At 70.7% G+C, this 18,745-nt stretch carries 11 protein-coding genes; 1 reads left to right on the top strand and 10 read right to left on the bottom strand.

Annotated elements, in window-relative coordinates:
• Positions 1 to 2: 2 nt before the first annotated feature.
• Complete coding sequence (locus ACSHT8_RS30110; RefSeq protein ID WP_436494686.1) at positions 3 to 710, bottom strand: DUF4184 family protein; 708 nt, start codon at positions 708 to 710, stop codon at positions 3 to 5.
• A 277-nt stretch (positions 711 to 987) separates the two neighbouring features.
• Positions 988 to 1,182: a hypothetical protein gene (locus ACSHT8_RS30115; RefSeq protein WP_436494688.1), complete on the bottom strand. Its 195-nt coding sequence runs from the start codon at positions 1,180 to 1,182 to the stop codon at positions 988 to 990.
• A 38-nt stretch (positions 1,183 to 1,220) separates the two neighbouring features.
• On the opposite strand from ACSHT8_RS30115, the gene ACSHT8_RS30120 reads away from it, so the two are divergent.
• Positions 1,221 to 2,372: a glycoside hydrolase family 3 N-terminal domain-containing protein gene (locus tag ACSHT8_RS30120; RefSeq protein WP_436494690.1), complete on the top strand. Its 1,152-nt coding sequence runs from the start codon at positions 1,221 to 1,223 to the stop codon at positions 2,370 to 2,372.
• On the opposite strand, the gene ACSHT8_RS30125 is transcribed toward ACSHT8_RS30120, so the two are convergent.
• From ACSHT8_RS30125 to ACSHT8_RS30160, 8 genes are all read right to left on the bottom strand, one after another.
• Complete coding sequence (locus ACSHT8_RS30125; RefSeq protein WP_436494692.1) at positions 2,373 to 2,555, bottom strand: MbtH family protein; 183 nt, start codon at positions 2,553 to 2,555, stop codon at positions 2,373 to 2,375.
• A 9-nt stretch (positions 2,556 to 2,564) separates the two neighbouring features.
• Complete coding sequence (locus ACSHT8_RS30130) at positions 2,565 to 6,548, bottom strand: amino acid adenylation domain-containing protein (RefSeq protein ID WP_436494694.1); 3,984 nt, start codon at positions 6,546 to 6,548, stop codon at positions 2,565 to 2,567.
• Positions 6,526 to 7,869 carry an MFS transporter gene (locus ACSHT8_RS30135; protein ID WP_436494695.1) on the bottom strand — a complete coding sequence of 448 codons (1,344 nt, stop codon included), beginning with the start codon at positions 7,867 to 7,869 and terminating at the stop codon, positions 6,526 to 6,528. Before ACSHT8_RS30135 ends, ACSHT8_RS30130 begins: the two co-directional genes overlap by 23 nt.
• On the bottom strand, positions 7,866 to 12,335 hold the full coding sequence (locus ACSHT8_RS30140; RefSeq protein ID WP_436494697.1) for a non-ribosomal peptide synthetase: 4,470 nt from the start codon (positions 12,333 to 12,335) through the stop codon (positions 7,866 to 7,868). Before ACSHT8_RS30140 ends, ACSHT8_RS30135 begins: the two co-directional genes overlap by 4 nt.
• Positions 12,332 to 15,448, bottom strand: coding sequence for an amino acid adenylation domain-containing protein (locus ACSHT8_RS30145; RefSeq protein ID WP_436494699.1), 3,117 nt, complete (start codon positions 15,446 to 15,448; stop codon positions 12,332 to 12,334). Before ACSHT8_RS30145 ends, ACSHT8_RS30140 begins: the two co-directional genes overlap by 4 nt.
• A complete protein-coding gene (locus ACSHT8_RS30150; RefSeq protein WP_436494701.1) occupies positions 15,445 to 16,131 on the bottom strand; it encodes a DUF6875 domain-containing protein in 687 nt (228 codons plus the stop codon). The genes ACSHT8_RS30145 and ACSHT8_RS30150 overlap by 4 nt, the downstream gene beginning before the upstream one ends.
• A 2-nt stretch (positions 16,132 to 16,133) precedes the next feature.
• Positions 16,134 to 17,504, bottom strand: coding sequence for an FAD-dependent oxidoreductase (locus ACSHT8_RS30155; RefSeq protein WP_436494703.1), 1,371 nt, complete (start codon positions 17,502 to 17,504; stop codon positions 16,134 to 16,136).
• A 429-nt stretch (positions 17,505 to 17,933) separates the two neighbouring features.
• Complete coding sequence (locus ACSHT8_RS30160) at positions 17,934 to 18,665, bottom strand: FadR/GntR family transcriptional regulator (protein ID WP_436494705.1); 732 nt, start codon at positions 18,663 to 18,665, stop codon at positions 17,934 to 17,936.
• Between the last annotated feature and the right edge of the window lie 80 nt (positions 18,666 to 18,745).

Here is an 18,745-nt window from a genome sequence, read left to right on the forward strand (position 1 = left end):
CGCTAGGGCCGTTGGGTGACCGAGCGGAAGCTCCCGCGCCGCAGAACCAGGCCGCAGATGATCAATCCGGTCGCGAAACCGCTGGTCGCGCCTACCGCGCCGCGGACTACGGCTACTTCCGCCGCCAGGTCCGGCCTCGCCGCGGTGGCTTGGGTGGCGGCGATCCAGGCGAACGCTGTCGTGCAGGTCAGGACGATCGCGGCTAGGGGCTTGGTGGGTGGTTTGCGGGGGAGGGTGCGGGAGTTCTTTGTGAGGTGGTGGAGGAGGAGTGCCGCACCGATGAAGCTGAAGGCTACTTGGAGGAAGAAGAAGAGGGGCATGTCCGGCCAGATCTGGCGGCGGAGCATGGGGATTCTTGCTACTACGAAGCCGTGGCCGTGGGTGAAGGCGTCCCATACGACGTGGGTGGTGATTCCTGCTGCGGCGGCTGCTGTGGCTGGGATGAGTTTGGGGAACTTCGTTTTCTTGAATTCTCTTGTTGAGATCGCCAGGGCGGCGTGTTGGGCGTATTGGTGCCAGATCGCCGCCATCGTCAGGGCTATTGGGATTGTGAGGATCAGGCCGGGGAAGGTGTGGGTGAAGCCGGTGTCTGGGATGCCGGTGAAGTGGAAGAGATCTGGGGCCATCGCGCCGGTGACCAGGGCAGATGTGGGGAGGTTAGTGCGGGCGAAAGGGAGGATGGCTGCGGGGTGGGCGAGGGTGAAGGGCATGCCCTTGATGTTTGCGGGTGGTTGTGGAGGGTTTGTGTTCTCTTCGGGGGCATGTTTTGGTGGTTGGGTGCCTGTTTGGGTGGTTCTGATCGCTTGGCCACCCATTCGGCTATCTTGTTTAGCGCTGCCCGTGCTGCGCAGGCCGTCCCGACCGGGCTGTCGTGCTCCCCGCGTTCCGTATTAGCCGTTGGTCCTGGCCCTGCGGCCTCCCCATCCCTTACTTGCCGCCCCTCGCCCTCCCCTTCCATTTCTCCCCCGGAGGGCGTGCGCGGAGTGCCTAAACCGGCGGGATGATTCCGGCGAAGTGGCCCACCGTCTCGCAGTGCGGGCAGGGGCGGCCGTTGTCCACAGTGCGGGGGTTGCCGCCGATGATGGCGAGTTTCGGGTCGGCGACCATGCCCCCGCCGCCGCAGTACTGGCACACCGTGTGTACCTCGGTGGGGACCTCCAGGTCCTCGTCGTCGTCGTTCACGGGGTGCTCCTTTGGAAGTGGTGGTGCGAGAATGCCACGTGCTTTCGACTCGGCGGACTCGGCTGGTTCTGGCGGCGTTGGCCGTCGGGGCGGTGGTGGTCGCGTTCGCGCCCCCTGCGCGGGTGGTGGGGTTGCCGGTGGCGCAGCAGGCGGTGGTCGAGGTTCCCGCCTATGAGGGTTCCATGTTCTCGGTGTTGCGGCCGCGGCGCTGTCTGGGGCAGATCGCGGTCATGTCCAATCGGGAGCGGTTGGCGCAGTTGATCGTCATCGGGGTCGACCCGGCTGACCCGGCTCAGGCGTTGGCCGCGGTGCGTGCCGAGCAGGTGGGCGGCATCTTCCTCGGTGGGAACGCCACGAATCTGCTGGTCGACGGCAGGCTCGCGGAGGTCACGGGGGCCGCGCGGGTTCCGTTGACGGTGGCGGTCGATGACGAGGGTGGGCGGGTCCAGCGGGTCGACGCGCTCGACGGCGACCTGCCCAGTGCCCGGGAGATGACCGCGACCATGTCCGAGGCGCAGGTGCGCGACCTCGCCAGGGTGCGGGCCGACAAGATGCGGGCGCGGGGCATCACCTGGGACTTCGCGCCGGTCGTCGACCTCACCGCCGAAAGTGGCGGGCACGTCATCGGCGACCGCTCCTTCAGCGCCGACCCCGCGACGGCCACGCGTTACGCGGGGGCGTTCGCCGCCGGGTTGCGGGACGGCGGCATGCTTCCGGTCCTCAAGCACTTCCCCGGCCACGGCCACGCCACCGGCGACTCCCACAAGACGACCGTCCGCACCCCGTCGCTGGCCGACCTCCAAGGCGACCTGCTGCCCTACCGCCAGTTGCCGAGGCAGGGCGCGGTCGCCGTCATGGTCGGCCACCTCGACGTCCCCGGGCTCACCGACGGCGTCCCCGCGACCCTCCACTCCGCGACGTACCGGCTGCTGCGCGAGGGCCTCCGGTTCGACGGCCTGACGGTCACCGACGACCTCGGCGGCATGAAGGCCGTGTCCGACCGCTACGACCTGCCCGAAGCCGTCCTCCGCGCGCTGCGGGCCGGTGTGGACATCCCGTTCTGGTCGTCCGGCGCCCGGCTCACCGAGGTCATCGACCGCCTCGCGCTGGCCGTCAGCACCGGTGAGCTGGCCGAGAGCAGGGTGAGCGACGCCCTGGAACGGGTGCTTGTCGCGAAGTCCGTCTGCTGATCAGGAACCCATGTGGTCGCGGAGGCTGCGCGGACGCATGTCCGTCCACACCTCCTGGATGTGCGCCAGACACTCCTCCTTCGACCCGCTCGTCCCCTCGTCGCGCCAGCCGGGGGCGTTCTCCTTGTCGAGCGGCCAGATCGAGTACTGCTCCTCGTCGTTGACGACGACCTTGTAGTCCACGGTTCCTCCCTAGCTCTGCGGCAAAGCGGCCGCGAGTGAAGCCACTGTCGGGTTGTCGAAGATGAGCCGCAGCGACGCGGGCACCCTCAGTTCGGCGCGGATCCGGGTCATGACCTGACCGGCCTTGATCGAATGCCCGCCCAGCACGAAGAAGTCGTCGTGCACACCCAGGTCCGGCTTGCCCAGCACCTCCCGCCAGATCGCGCACACCACGCGTTCGACCTCGGTCGTCGGCTCCGCGGACTCGGTTTCGGTCACCAGGTCCGGCAGCGCCGCCACATCGAGTTTGCCGTTCGCGTTGACGGGCAGCGACTCCAGCGGGACCAGGGCCGCGGGCACCAGGTGCTCTGGCAGCCGCGCCCGCAGGGTGTCCAGCAATTCGCCCACAGGCGCGTCGGTGATGACGTACCCGATGAGTTGACCGTCGCGGACCTGCACCGTGGCCTGCTTGACCTGTCCGGTCTCCCGCAGGCACGCCTCGATCTCGCTGGGTTCGATCCGGAAGCCGCGCAACTTCACCTGCCGGTCGGCGCGGCCGAGGCAGTCGATCCGCCCGTCCGCGCGGTACCGGCCCAGGTCACCCGTTCGATACAACCGGGACCCGGGCGCGCCGAACGGGTCGGGGATGAACCGTTCGGCGGTGAGGTCGGGCCGGTCCAGGTAGCCGCGGGCGACGCCGTCGCCGCCGAGGTGGATCTCGCCGACCAGACCCGGCGGCACCGGGTGCAGGTACTCGTCGAGGACGTACGCGGTGCTGTTGGCGATCGGCCGTCCGATCGAGACGAGGTCGTCGACTTCGCCCGGCCAGCTCGTGGCGAACGTCGTGGTCTCGGTCGGGCCGTAGACGTTGACGACCGTCGGACCGGCCGCGCGCAGCTGAGTGATCATCTCCGGGTCGGCCTGCTCGCCCCCGACCAGCAGCAGCCGCAGCGGGGAGAACGTCTCCGGAGCCTCCGCGGCGAACTGGCGGGCCAGCGACGTGGTCAGGAACATGATGTCGACCGCGTTGTCCCGCAGGGTCGCGGCCAGCGCGGGCGCCGACAGCAGGTCGTCCTTCGGTACGCCCACGATCCGGGCGCCCGCGCACAGCGGCCCCCACAGCTCGAACGTCGCCGCGTCGAACGACAGGTTCGACACCTGGGCCACCGCGTCGTCCGGTCCGATGTGGACGTAGTCGGTGTCGCGGACCAGCCGGACGATGTTGCGGTGGGTGACACCGACGCCCTTGGGCGTGCCGGTCGACCCCGACGTGTACATGACGTACGCGAGGTTGTCCGCCACGACCTGCACGGGGAGCCGGTCGGTGGGGCCGGTGACCTCGTCCACCAGTACGGTCGGCACGGCGACCCGGTCGCGCAGGGCCGGTTCCGTGACGACGACGGTCACCCGGCTGTCGGCGCACATGAACTCCAGGCGCGCGGCCGGGTAGGCCGGGTCGAGCGGTACGTACGCCGCGCCCGCCTTCAGCACGGCCAGCGCCGCGACCACCCAGTCGGCGCGGAATCCCAGGCACAGTCCGACCCTGGACTCGACGCCGACGCCGAGCGACCGCAGGTGGTGGGCCAGCCGGTTGGCCCGGTCGTCCAGTTCCCGATAGGTCAGGCTCTCCGCGCCGTAGACCGCGGCGACGGCCGACGGGTTCGCGTCGACCTGCCGTTCCACCAGTTCAACCAGGCTCAGGGAGCGCGGGTAGTCAGTGGCTGTGGCGTTCCACTCGACCACGGCCCGCGTGTGCTCGGCGTCCAGCGTCATCGGCACGTCGGCCAGGCGCTCGTCGGGCTGGCGGGTCAGCCGGCCGGCCAGGTTCAGGAAGTGGTCGATCAGCGCGGTCATGTGGTCGCGGGTGAACAGCGCGGTGCGGTACTTCAGGTACCCGCGCATCCCGTCGCCCTCGTCGATGACCTGGACCTCGATGTCGAACAGCGACTCGGTGCTCGTGCCCTCGCCGAACGCGAACGTCACACCCTGCACAGTGGTCGGCGCGGCGAGCGCGGGCGGGGCGGCGAAGGCGATCTGGAACACCGGGTGGATGCTCGTCGACCGGGCCGGGGCCAGCTGGTCGATCACCGCGGCGAACGGCAGCCGCGCGTTGTCGAACGCGTCGAGCGCCGCCGACCGCGCGATGTCGAGCACGTCGGCCCAGGTCGCCGCGTCGGCCAGGCGCAGCCGCAGCGGCACCATGTTCACCAGGCAGCCCACCAGGTCCTCGGTGCCCGGCTCGTCGCGACCGGCGACGGGGGAGCCGATGACCAGGTCCGTCGCGCCGCTGTATCGGCGCAGCAGCACGGCGAACGCGCTCATCAGCACCATGAACGGGCTCGACCGGCGCGCCGCGGCCACCTCGCGCACCGCCGCCGACACGTCGTCCGGAACGGCGAACCGCACGATGTCGGCGGCCAGGCCGGGGTCGGTCGCGCTGGCCGCGAACGGCAGGGCGACCGGGTCGGGCAGGTCGGCGAGTTCGGCGCGCCAGTGGGCCAGTTCGAGGTCGTGCGAGCCGGGGTCGCGCTGGGCGAAGGCGGAGTAGCGCAGTTCCTCGATCGGCCGCGCGGGGTCGGCGTAGCTGTCGAGGATGTCCTGCTGGAGCAGGGTCAGTGAGTAGCCGTCGATCGCGATGTGGTGGGTAATGATGATCAGCTCGTACTCGCCGTCGGCGAGTTTGGCCAGGGTCGCGCGCAGCGGCGGTCCGTTGACCAGGTCGAACGGCGTGCGGAGTTCCTTGTCCCGCAACGCTTCCAGGTCGCCGTCCGCGGTCAGGTCGACCTCGCGCAGGGTCGGCGCGACGGCGGTGAGCTGGGCGACGTCGCCCGGGTAGACTGTGCGCAGCGACTCGTGCCGCGCCACGCAGCGGGCGAGCGCGCCGCGCAGGGCGTCGACGTCGAGCGGGCCGGTGATCCGGGCGTAGAGCGGCACGTTGTACCAGGTGGAGCCGGGGAACAGCCGGTCGAACGTCAGCATCTGCCGCTGCGCGATCGTCGGCTCCCACACGCGCGGCGCGTCCTTGGCGGCGGTGAACAGCCGGAACGTGGGCGCTGCGGTGATCCCGGCCGTCGTGGGCGAGCTGAACCCGGCCTCGCCGAGCCAACCGGCGAGGTCGGTCTCGTCGTGGATCTGGCCGCCCTGGGTGTGGAACAGGTTGAGGCTGAACATCGGCACCCACGCCGCCCCGGTCCCGCCCGCCTCGGGTGGCACGTCGCTGGTCTCCTCCAGGATCAGCACCGTCCCGCCCGGCCGGAGCGCGCGGCCCGCGCGGAGCAGCAGGTCGCGGGCGCGGTCAGGGGACAGGCAGTGCAGGACGTTGAACAGCAGCACGACGTCGTAGTCGGTCCCGAAGTCGCTGGTCAGCCAGTCGGCCTCGCGGAACTCGACGCGGTCGCCGAGGTCGCCCGGCTCGGTGCCGGGCAGGTCGACGATCGTGGCGCGCAGGTCGGGGTTGGCGTCGCGGAACGCCTTCGCGTAGCGGCCGTGGCCGCCGCCGATGTCGAGCAGTCGTCGCGCGCCGGGCTGGGCGACGGGGAGTTCGGGCACGACGGCGTCGGCCAGGTCGGCGAGCATCGACTGGAACTCGGCGAGCGCGTCGGGGTTGGCGGCGAGCCAGCCGTAGAAGTCGACCGCCTGCCCGCCATCCACAATGGACTTCTCCAGGTTCGACCACTGGTCGAACAGCACGCGGTGCCAGAACGAGAACACCGTGCCGTAGGGAGTGGTCAGCCAGTTCGCGCCCGGGGTCGCCAGGTAGCCGCCGGGTGCGCGTTCGGCGTAGCCGAAGCCGACGAGCGCGTCGAGCAGGATCCGGGTGCCGCGCGGGTCGGTGGACACCGCGGCGGCGATGTCGTGCGCGGGACGCGGTTCGGCGGTGAGCTGGGCGAAGATCCCCAGCCGCTGGGCCGCGCCCGCGACCCGGTAGGACAGGGCGTGCAGGACGTCCAGGTGCGGTGCGGGCGCGTCGTTGTCGGTGAACGCTCGCTGTTCATCCCGCGGCAAGTTCAGCATCGGTCTCCCCCTTCTCCTCGGTGCCGTGCAGCAGGTCGGGCAGGTCGTCGGTCCCGCGCAGCGCGGGCGACGCGGCGGCGTAGGCGGCGAGGCCGACCAGCAGCGCGCCGGTGATGACGAAGATGAGCGCGATGCCGCGGCCCGGTCCGGTGCCGATCACGCCGCCGACGCTGTCGGCGAGTGCGCCGCCCGGCGCGAGCAGCGGCTCGAAGACCTGGTCGGCGAGCGGCCCGGCGATGGCGAACGCGATCGCGGTGGCGCCCTGCGACACCATCCGCACGCTGCCCATGACCCGGCCCAGCGTGTGCGGCGCGACCTTGCTCTGCAGGATCGACATCGTGCAGACGGTGAACACCGGCAGGGTGAACAGGAACGCGGGCGCCAGGATCCCGATGAGCAGCGGCGACGGCGACAGCGAGTGCGCGGCGAGCAGGACCCCGCTGGCCAGCAGACATCCCACGACACCGCTGATCCGCCGTTTCGGTCCGCCCCACACGCTCATCGCGAGGCTGCCGAGCAGCATTCCGCCGCCGCCCGCGAACATCAGCACCCCGAGGGTCGCGGCGTCGGCGAAGGTCAGGATCAGCGGCTGCACCAGCACGCCCGCCAGCCCGAACGCGAAGTCGAACGCGACGAGCACGACGAGCAGCGTGGTCAGGCCGCGCCGGGTGGCCAGTTCGGTCCAGCCGCCGCGCAGCTCGGCCAGCGCGCCTTCGCGTTCGGCGTGTTCGCGCGGCGCGGGCTTCACCGCCCGGTCGGGCAGGCTCAGCGCGAGGGTGATGGCGACGGCGACGCCGTAGGTGGCCAGGTCGATCACCACGACGCCGCGCAGCCCGATCGCGGCCAGCAGTCCGCCCGCAGCCAGCGGCGCGGCGATCTGCACGGCCATGCCCGCCTGGGCCAGGCCGTTGGCGCGGCTGAGGTGCTGCTCGGGGACGAGCAGCGGCAGCATGGTGGTGAACGTGATCATGCGGAACGTCGAGCACATCGCGGTGACGGCGGTGATCGGATAGACGTGCCACACGTCGAGGCCGTCGGCGGCCACGAGCAACAGCAGGATCCCCGTGGCGGCCGCGGCGACGACGTCGCTGGAGACAAGGATCAGCCTGCGGTCGACCCGGTCGACCACGGCCCCCGCCAGCGGTGCGACCGCGATCGCGGCGACGGCCTCGGTCAGCATGATCAGGCTGAACTGGGTGGCCGAGCCCGTGAGCTGGTAGACCCACACGCCGAGGACGAACCCGGTGATGGCCGTGCCCGCGAGGGAGACGATCTGCCCGAGCCAGATGAAGACGAACCGGCTCAGTCCTTCGCTGGTCATACACGTTCTCCTTGGGCGAGGTGACCGACCCGGACGTAGTGGTCGAGGTAGCGGGTGAGCAGCGCGGCGTCGGCAGGTGGGCAGACGATGCCCGCTTCGGCGAGGACGGCCTCGGTCGCCGAGCAGTCGAAGACCCGGTCGCGCCGGTCCGGCGTCGGCCCGGCCACGGCGGCGATCGCGGTGAACGCCGGATCGTCGGACTCGGCGGCGCGGCGCAGCAGCAGCTCGTACCACTCGGCGTAGGGCAGGGCCTCGACCCGGAAGCCGTAGTCGCGCAGGGTCGCCGCGACCGCCGACGAGTGGATCGTCCGTCCATTGTGGAAGTGGAAGTCGCGGCCGATGAGGTCTCGCTGCCTCGACAGCCACCCGATGGCGGCGGCGACGTGGTCGACCGGTGCCATGTCTTCTTCGTCGTCGACCTCGGGCAGTGCGCCGAGTTCGGTGACGGTGCGCAGTTCGCGGCCGAACAGGTCCTCGGCCGGTCCGATGCCGGTGCGACTGTCCCCGGTGACGCGCGCGGGCCGGTGCACGCTCACCGGGACGCCTGCGGCGCGGGCGGCGCGGACGAGGGTGTCGGCGACCCATTTGCTCTGCTCGTAGCCGCGGTCGAGGTGTTCCGGCTGGTCGGGGACCTGGTCCTCGGTGACGACGCCGGGCAGGTGCAGCGGGTAGATGCCGAGCGTGGAGACGAAGTGCACGGGGACGGTGCGGTGGCGGGTGGCCAGCCGCAGGACCTCGATGGTGCCGTCGACGTTGGCGGGTTTGAGGTCGCCGTAGGACAGGGCGAAGTTGACCAGGCCGCCGCAGTGGTGGATCAGGTCGACCTCGTGCGCCAGCGCGTCGAACCGTTCCTCGGTGAGCCCGAGCCAGGGCGCGGCGAGGTCGCCGGGGACGGGGACGATGCGGTGGGCGAGTTCGGGCCGCCAGAGTTCGTAGCCGCGCAGGGTGCGTTCGATCCGGTCTCGGGCTTGGGTTTCGTCCTTCGCCCGAACGAGGCAGAACACGCGCGCTCCGGTGTTGGCGAGCGCGTCGGCGAGCAGATAGCTGCCGAGGAAGCCGGTCGCACCGGTGAGCAGGATCGCGCGCGGTTCCCGCGGTTCGCTTGGGGCGCCTTGGATGTCGGCGGGGAGGGTGGCTTCGGCGCGGAGGTCGAGGACGGTGTTCCTGGGTTTGTCGATGAGCGCGGCGAGGTCGGCGAGGGTCGCGGCCTCGAAGACCGCCTGCAGCGGCACCTCCACGCCCAGCGCGACCTTGACGCGGGTGACCATGCGGGCGGCCAGCAAGGAGTGCCCGCCGAGGTCGAAGAAGTTGTCGTCGGCGGAGACGTGCTCGCGGTCGAGCAGCTTGGCCCACTCGGCGGCGAGCGCCCTGGCGGTCTCGGTGGCGGGCGCGAGGTGGGGTTTGGTCGTCTGGGGTTCGGGCAGCGCGGCGTGGTCGAGTTTCCCGTTGGACAGCACGGGGAACGCGTCGACGTGGACAACTTCGTTGGGCACGAGGTAGTCCGGGAGCTTGGCCCGGAGGAAGGGCCTCAGGTCGCCCGCGTCCCCGATGACGTAGGCGACGAGCTTGTCGTTCCGGGCGATGACAAGCGCGTCGGTGACGGCCGGGTGGGTGCGGCAGGCGGCTTCGACCTCGCCGGGCTCGATCCGGTGGCCGCGCACCTTGACCTGCCGGTCGACCCGCCCGAGGAACTCAAGTGTGTTGTCGTGCCGCCAGCGGGCGAGGTCCCCGGTCCGGTAGAGGCGTTGTCCTTCGCTGAAGGGGTCGGGCAGGAAGCGTTCGGCGGTCAGGTCGCCCCGGCCGAGGTAGCCGCGGGCGAGGGTGTCGCCGCCGAGGCAGAGTTCCCCCGGCACGCCGTGGGGGACGGGCCGGAGGTGTTCGTCGAGCACATAGACGCGCACGTGTTCGAGGGGCACGCCGATGGGGAGCCGGGGAGTGTCAGCGGGTCCGCCGTTGGAGCGGTAGGTGGTGGCGCAGACGGTGGCTTCGGTGGGGCCGTAGTGGTTGAAGAGGACGGCCCCGGTCATGTCCGCCCACGCCTGGACGCTTTGCGTGGCCACCGAGTCGCCGCCGACCATCATGGTCTTGATTCGGGTTTCGGGGACGCCGGTGGCGGCCAGGTCGTCCACCCACTTCTGCCACAGCGGGGCCGCGGTGTCGACCATGGTGGCTCCGCTGGTGAGGACGTCGGCTCCGCTGAGGGCGGCCGGGTCGGTGCACGGCTGGATGGCGGCGCCGCTGATCAGGGCGGGGAAGACGTCACCGACGGAGGCGTCGAAGGTGAGTGGCGGGATCATCAGGACTTGCTCGCCCGGCCCGAACCCGTGCTCTTCGGCAAACGCTTGCGCGAGGTTGGCGAGGGTGCCGTGCGTGATCGCCACGCCTTTGGGGGCGCCGGTGGAGCCTGAGGTGTGGATGACGTAGGCGAGGTTGCCGGGGTGGAGGTCAGTCGGCGGCGGGAACTCTTCGGTGTCGTCGGCGACCTCGGTGACGACGGCTTGGGTTGGTGCTAGGAGGGCTCTGAGGCGGTCTTCGGGGTGGGAGGGGTCGACGGGAAGATAGGCGGCCCCCGCCGCGTGAATCCCGACGATGGCGATGACGGCTTCGGCACTGGCGGGAATCGCCATACCCACGAGCGACTCCGGCCCGACCCCTTGAACCCGCAGCCGCCAGGCGAGCGCGTTGGCCCGGCGGATGAGCTGCCCGTAGGTGAGAACCCGCTCCCCATCAATGACCGCAGGAGCATCCGGCGTCCGCGCCGCCTGCGCCGCCACCAACTCGGGCACCAGCGCTTTGGACGCCGCCCTTAGAGCCAGGCGATCCCCCGCCCGCTCGGCCCTATGCGACTCGGCGGCACCGGTTGCCCGCTCCTCACCAGCCAGCAGTTGTCCGTCATCACCAAGTTCTTGCATCGGGCCAGCCCCCGCCAGCGCCCCGTCAACCGCGCCCGCCCCGCCACCGCGCGACGCCTCGACCCCCCGAGCAAGCAGCCCCCACCCTGTCCCGGGGGGACGGCCCTTGGCCAGTCTATCGGGAGTGGGCGACGGAGGATCTTGGTCGCGGCCAGGGTGTGGAGCGATTTCGGGTGTGGGGACAACTGCGGGCGGGTGACCGCCGGCGTGGATCAGGGACCATTCCGCGGCCGTGAGCAGGTCGATCTCGCTCACCCGACTGTCCGGTGTGGACACCACGGCGGCGACCGCGCGCTGCAGGTGGTCGCTGAAACGGGTGATTGTGGCCTCGTTGAACAGGTCGGTCGCGTAGTCGATCTGGCCGACGTAACTGTCCCCGGACGGCGCGAAAGCCAGGGTCAGGTCGAACCGAGCCGCCGACGTCGAGCTTGGCAGTGGCGTGATGTCCAGGTCGGCGATGGCCACGTCCGACGCCGTCGGGTTCAGCACGAACATCGTCTGGAACACCGGGTTGTGACTCAGATCCGGGTGCGGAACCAACTCCCGCGCCACCAGTTCCCACGGATAAGCCTGATGCTCCAACGCGTCCACGGCATCGCGGCGTACCTGGTCGAGCACACTGCGAATGGTGGGGTCGCCCGCCAAGCGGCAGCGGAGGGCGACCGTATTCGCCAGCATGCCGACGCAACCAGTCAGGCGGGTGTCGTCGCGCATGGGGACGCCGATGGCCAGGTCGTCGGCGCGGGTCCAGCGGTTCAGGACCAAGGCGAACGCGGTCAGCAGCACCGGGAAGGCCGTCACGCCCTCCCGTGCGCAGAACTCGGCGACCCCGGCCACCTCGATCGGATGACTGGCCCCCCTGAACGACTGAACGGCCGGACGCGGCCGGTCGGTGGGCAGGTCGATCAGCGTCGGCACGCCCGCCAACTGCGCGGACCAATACCGGCCGTGGGCACTCATGTCGCGGTCCGCCTGCCAGACCGCGTAGTCGCACGACGAGATCGCCGGACCATCGACCGGTCGACCGGCCAGCAGCGCGCTCAGCTCACCGACCAGCGTCGACAACGACGGCCCGTCGCAGACGATGTGGTGGACGCACAGGGCGAACAAGTCCTCACCCGGGCACCTGACCAGCACCGCGCGCAGCAACGGCGGGGTCGTCAGGTCGAACGGCCTGGCCAACTCCGCCCGCAGCACCGCCATCCCGTCGGCACCACCGTCCACAATCGATAGTGGGGGCGGAACCGCGTCCACCACCCGCTGCACCGGCTCCCCGTCAACCTCGACGAACGAGGTCCGCAGCCCCTCATGCCGCGACAGCAACACCTCCAGCGCCGCCCGCAGCGCAGGCACGTCCACCGAGCCGGTGAGCCGCCACACCTGCGACATCGTGTAGACGCCGTCGGTGGCGCCCACGCGGTCGAGGAACCACAGTTGGCGCTGGCCCGGCAGCAGCGGCACCACCGCGTCGACTGGCCGCCGGGGGATAGCGGCGCCGCCCGCTAGGCCGCGTTTGGCGGCCAGCATGGCGAAAAGGCGGTCGCGGTCGCTCATGCGGTTCCCTCCGTGCCGAGCAGGGCGGCCACCTCGTCGTCGGGCAGCGCGGCGATCTGCTCGCGCAGGTCGGCGACGTCGGCCACGGCGCCGGGGGTGGGTTCGTGGGCGCGCAGCGCCACGGCGAAGGTCGCGACGGTGCGGGCGTCGAACGCGGTGCGCATGGGGACGTCGACCAGCAGGTGCTCGCGCACCCGCGCCAGCATCCGCGCCACCAGCAGCGAATGGCCGCCGAGTGCGAAGAAGTCGTCGTGCACACCCACTTGCGGGACGTCCAGCAACTCCTGCCACAACGCGGCCAACGCCCGTTCGACGGAATCGCGCGGCGCCACAAGGTCGGCGGCGCGTTGGCCGTCCCACGACGGTTCCGGCAGCCGCGACCGGTCGATCTTGCCCGTCGGCGTCACCGGCAGCGCGTCGACCAGCGTGATCGCCGATGGGATCATGTAGTCCGGCAGCAGCTCGGCCAGGTGCGGACGCAGCTCCGCCGTCGTCGCCTCGACGTACGCGGCGAGCTTGCCGTTCCACGCCTTGACCGCGGCCTCCCGCACTGACGGGTGGGCGCGCAGCGCGGCCTCGATCTCGCCGAGTTCGATGCGGTAGCCGCGGATCTTGACCTGGTGGTCGGCCCGGCCCAGGAACTCCAGGGTGCCGTTCGCCCGGTAGCGCGCGAGGTCGCCGGTGGCGTAGAGCCGCTCGCCGGTGCCGAACGGGTCGGGGACGAAACGCTCGGCGGTGAGGTCGGCGCGGCCGTGGTAGCCGCGGGTCATGCCGACGCCGCCGATGTGGATCTCGCCGACCGCGCCCACCGGCACCGGCCGCAGCGCCGCGTCCAGCACATACACGCGCGTGTTGGCGATCGGCGGGCCGAGCTCGATCCGGTCGCCGACCTCGCTCGCGGTCGCCCACACCGTTGTTTCCGTTGGGCCGTAGATGTTCCACAGCGTGGCGCCGTCGGCGGTCAGCGTCCGCGCCAGATCGGCCGTCAGCTCCTCGCCGCCACACAGGCGGGTGCCCACCGACGGCGGAACATCGCCCGCGGTGAGGAGCAGCCGCCACCGGGAGGGCGTGGACTGCAGGATCGTCGCGCCGGTCTCCACCAGCCGCGACCGCAGACGCTGCGGGTCGCTCGCCTCGGTCGAGTCGAACACCGACACCCGCGCGCCACGGGTCAACGGCAGGAACAGCTCCAGCACGGACGGGTCGAACGACAGCGTCGTCACCGCCGCCCAGACGTCGTCCGGCGACAGCTTGAGGAACTCGTCGAACGCGACGAGTTGGTTCACCACGCCCGCGTGCGGGACGGCGATGCCCTTCGGCCTTCCGGTCGAGCCGGACGTATAGATGATGTAGGCGAGGTTCCGGCCGTCGAGCGGCACGTCGGGCGCGGTGACGGGACCGGTCGCGTCGACCCGGACCTGGGTGAGTCCCTCGGCGAACGCGGCGGTGGTGTCGTCGACCAGCGCCACCGCGACGCCGGTGTCGGCGAGCATGTAGCGCAGGCGGTCGACCGGCCACGACGGGTCGAGCGGGACGTACGCGCCGCCCGCCTTCCACACCGCGAGCAGCGCCACGACCAGGTCCACCGACCGCTCCACGCACAGCGCGACCGTCACCTCGGGGCCGACACCGGCCGCGCGCAGGGCGTGCGCGACCTGGTTTGCCCGCTGGTCGAGCGCGGAGTAGGTGAGACGGTGGGTGTTGTCCTCGACCGCGACGGCGTCGGGCCGGGCCGCGACCTGCGCGGCGATGAGGTCGAGCGCGGTGGCCGCGGCGGGCAGGGGCAGCGCGGTGTCGTTCCAGGTGACCGTCGCCCGGTGGCGTTCGTCGTCGGTGAGCAGATCGACGTCGCCGACGCGGACGTCCGGGTCATCGACCACAGTGGACAGCAGCCGGACGTAGTGGTCGGCGAGCCGCTCGGCGGTGGCCGCGTCGAACAGGGCGGTGTCGTATTCGAGGTCGACGTGCAGGTCGTCGCCGCGTTCGGCGGCGGCGAGGGTCAGGTCGAACTTGGCGATGTCGGCCATGACGAACCGCGGCTCGGACACGGTCAGCCCGGGCAGGTCCAGTACCGGCGGGGGTGTGCTCTGCAGGGTGAGCTGCACCTGGAACACAGGGGAGTGGCCGAGGCTGCGCTCGGGGTGGACCGCCTCGACGATCTGCTCGAGCGGCACATCGGCGTAGCCGACGCCGTCGAGGGTCACGTCGCGGACCCGGGCGACGAGCTCGCGGAACGTCGGGTCGCCCGCGAGCGAGGTGCGCAGCGGGACGGTGTTGACGAACAGGCCGATCAGCGGTTCGGCGTCCACTCTGGACCGTCCGCCGACCGCGGTGCCGACGACGATGTCGTCCTGGCCGCTGTAGCGGGCGAGCAGTGCCTGGTAGGCGGCGAGCAGGACCATGAACAGGGTGCCGCCGAGGCCATGGGTCGCTTCGCGGAGCCGGGTGGCGAGGTCGCGGGGGAGGTCGAAGCTGTGGACGCGGCCCGCGTAGGTCTGCGTCTCGGGGCGCGGGCGGTCGGTCGGGAGGGCCAGCAGGGGCGGGGCGCCGCGGAGCTGCTCGACCCAGTAGTCCAGGGCCATGGCGCCGAGGGGGCTCGCGGCTTCCTCGCGCTGCCACGCGGCGAACTCGGGGTACTGCAGGGGAAGCGGCTCCAGCGTGCCGCCCGCGTAGAGGGTGCCCAGCTCGTCGAGCAGGATCGCGAGTGACCAGCCGTCGGAGATGATGTGGTGCAGGGTGATCATCAGGAAGTGATCGCCGTCGGCCACCCGAAGCAGCAGCACCCGCAACAGCGGACCGGCCGCCAAGTCGAAGGGCCTGCGCGCCTCCGCCTGGATCTCCGCCTCCGCCGCCTCGATTGTAGGACAATCCATTTGTTCAACTGTGTTCAACAAGTGATGGTTCACCAGTTGGACCGGGCGACCGTCCTGCTCGGCGAAGACCGTCCGCAGCGAGTCGTGTCGCCGGACGATCTCGGCGAACGCCCCGCGTAGGCGGGAAACGTCGAGAGGCCCGGTGACGCGCAGCACCACCGGCACGTTGTAGAGCGCGGAACCAGGGTGCAGCTGGTCGAGGAACCACAGCCGCTGCTGCCCGAACGACGCCGCCGTCATCGCGAGCCCACCTCCAGCCCGTCCCGGACCAGCGCGTGCGCCATCGCCTCGCGCACCGACGACGGCACCTGGCTCGCGAACTGCCGCAGGTACGCCAGGGTGTGGTCGCGGCTGTCCCGCAGGAACGGGAAGTCCGTCGGCACCATGTGCCGGATCGCCAGCAGCGGCACCGGGCTGTTGAGCGGCCGGAAGTCCGGGTTCCACAGCCCGCCCTTGTCCGGCGGCCCGTCGTGGAACTCGCCGATCATCAGGCCGCGCTCGACGTAGTCGGTCTTCAGCGTCTCCTGCGAACCGTCGATCACCAGGTCGATGTCGTCGGGTAACAGGTCGGGGAACAGCACCAGGATCGTCGCCAGCTGCGACCCCGCCTGCGCGCGCGGCGCCAGGTCGAGGAACCAGTCGCGGTAGGGCAGCAGGGCGGTGGCGACGTCGCCGAGGTCGCGCGGCCTGCCAGGAAACACCGCCAGGTAGAACTTGCGCCGGTCGATCGATGCCTGGACGAACGGGCACACGCTTCCCTTGCGCCCCAAGCTCTCGTGTGGCCGCGTCAGGTAGACGCGGGCCCAGTCGAGGATGGTGCGCAGCTGCGGGGCATAGGGGGCGAACTCGGCGGGGAGCAGGTCGTGCTCGACGTCGTCGACTTCGATGAGGATTCTGTCAGGATCACTGGGGTTGGTCAGCATGGTTACTTCCCCTTGACGCGACGGGCCAGATGGCGGACCAAGGCGGTGCCCGCCGCGGCGGCGCCGGTGGCCACCGCCCCGGCGACCCAGGCGAGCGTGGTGTTCTGCCTGCGGGAGCGGCGCAGCGCGTCCGCGTACGGCGTCGTGGTGTGCGAGATCATCGTGTAGAGCGGGACCCACCGGTCGCCCAGCACCTTGTTCAGTGCGAGGTCGGCCTTCTTGCGAGCGAGGAACAGCGGCGAGGCGAGCCGATCACGCAGCTCGATGAAATTCTCCGCCGAAAGATCGGCGAGCACATCGGTGTTGGCCTTGCGAATCCGCTGATACTCGGCGAACGCGGCCGCCCAGTCGGCCGGGTGCCGGTCGAGGCACTCGTCGAGCGTCACGCAGTCCTCGAACGCGGAGTTCATCCCCTGCCCGTAGAACGGATACACCGCGTGGCAGGCGTCGCCGAGCAGCGCGACCCGGTCGCCGAAGTGCCACGGCGCGGTCCGCACGGTCACGAGATGGCCGACGGGCTGGCTGAGGAACTGGTCGACGATGTCGGGCACGAGGTCGTGCAGGTCGGGGAACCGCTCGGTGAGCAGGGTGTCGACCGACTCGCGGGTGCGCAGGGTGGCGAAGCTGTCGGCGCCCGCCAGCGGCAGGAAGATCGTCCCGGTGAGCGACCGGTCGGCGTTGGGGTGGGCGACGATGAGGCCGCTGTCGGCGGGCCACACGTGCAGCGCCTCCGGGTCGGTGCGCTGGTCGCCCGCCGCGCCCGCCTTGATGGCCAGTTCCTTGTAGCCCCAGGGCAAGAACTCCTGGTGGTAGTCGGCGGGCTCGCCGCGCTGGGTCTGCGCGCGGACCGTGGAGAACGCGCCGTCGGCGCCGATCACGGTCTGGGTGAGCACGCGCTGCTCGCCGTCGGCGGTGTGGAAGCGCAGCTCGACCGGCTCGTGGCCGTCGCCCTTGGTCAGCGCGGTCAGCTTGGCGTTGAACTCGAAGACGACGTTCGGCTGCGCCTCGGCGGCGTCGAGCAGCACGACGTTGAGGTCGTGGCGCAGCACCGACCGCAGGATCTGGTCGTCGCTGGTGCCGTACGGGTGGAAGCCGAGGGCACCGTCGGCGAGGTGCACGACCCGCCCGCGCATCGGCGCGGCGTGGGCGAGCACGCGGTCGAGCAGCCCCGCGTGGCGCAGCGCGGTGATGCCCCGCTGCGACAGTCCCAGATTGATCGACCGGCCGTGGTCGCCGCCGCCGACCCGGGGGTCGGGACGCCGCTCGAACACCCGCACCCGGCACCCGCGCCGGGCCAGGAGAACAGCCATGAGACACCCGGAAAGCCCGGCCCCGACGACGACAACGTCCCGGTCGGACACACCCGTACCCACCTGCGCCTACCCCTTTCGAGACAGCTGACCGTCCATCACATCGACCGTCGAGACGCGAGTCCCGCGCGTGTCATCGAATGCCGATAAGACGCGCCCGCCGGGTCCGGGTTCACCGGGAGAGTATCCACGATGGACAGAGGTTCGTAATGGTCCGAACGCATCGAACCTGCATTCCTCTATTCGGCGTAGCCATTAGTCTCCGCCGCCGCGAGAGAAGTGCGAGTGACCTCGGTCCACGTACATGACCTGGGGAAGTTCGCTCATTTGGCCTAGCGCGTTAGGGGTTTGCGGATTTAATCACTCGAATGGAGCAGTATCTGGTAAATGCGGGAACGGCCGCCCCGGAATGGAGTCTTCCGGGACGGCCGTTATTTGCTATCAGTGGAGGCTTGCTCCGGTTTGGACACTTGCCGTGGCCACAGTGGACGATTAGCGGGTCGCCGCCTTGATGAGGCCTCGGACCGGCGCGTAGTGCTCGGTCACGGCGAGCGCGAACGCGGTGACGTCGCCGGAGCGGGCCGCCAGGACCATGTCGCGGTGCACCGCGACGGTGTCGGTCTCGACCTTGAGGTCGCGGCCGACCAGCAGGTACGGCGCGACGAAGCGGTAGACGTCCCAGAACGCACTGGAGAGCTGGCTGATCAACTCGTTGCCGAGCGGGTGGATCAGCAGGGCGTGGAACTCGCGGTCGATCTCGACGAACCCGGCGTCGCCTTCGCCGAGCGCGGCCATCCGGTCGACCAGGCCGTCGAGGGTGTCGAGGTGCTCGGGGGTGAGCGCGCTGGTGATCCGGTCGGCCATGCCGCGCTCGATCAGCTCGCGGGTGTCGATGAGGTCGGTCAGGAACTGGAGGTCGGCGCCGGGGTTGACTCGGCCGCGGAAGGCCAGCGCCTCGATCATCCCGGCCATGCCCGCCTTGCCGACGCAGGTGCCGTGACCGTGCCGCACCTCGACGATGTCGAGCGCGTTGAGGGTCTTGATCGCCTCGCGGATGCTCGACCGGCTGACGGCCAGCCCTACGCAGAACTCGGCCTCGGTCGGCAGCGGATCGCCGGGGCGCAACTCGCGTTCAAGGATGTAGTCCTTGATGCGCTCGGCGACCTCCTGCCGCCGCGACATCCGGTTCTCCACCGGCTCGGTGACGACCCATTCTCCAGGCACTGCTCGACCCCTCTCGACCACCCAATTCGGCCCGCCCACCTTAGCGCCGCCGTACGACGTCAGACGTCAGACGGCCCAAG

The organism is Actinokineospora sp. HUAS TT18 (assembly GCF_051364635.1).
Lineage (GTDB): Bacteria > Actinomycetota > Actinomycetes > Mycobacteriales > Pseudonocardiaceae > Actinokineospora.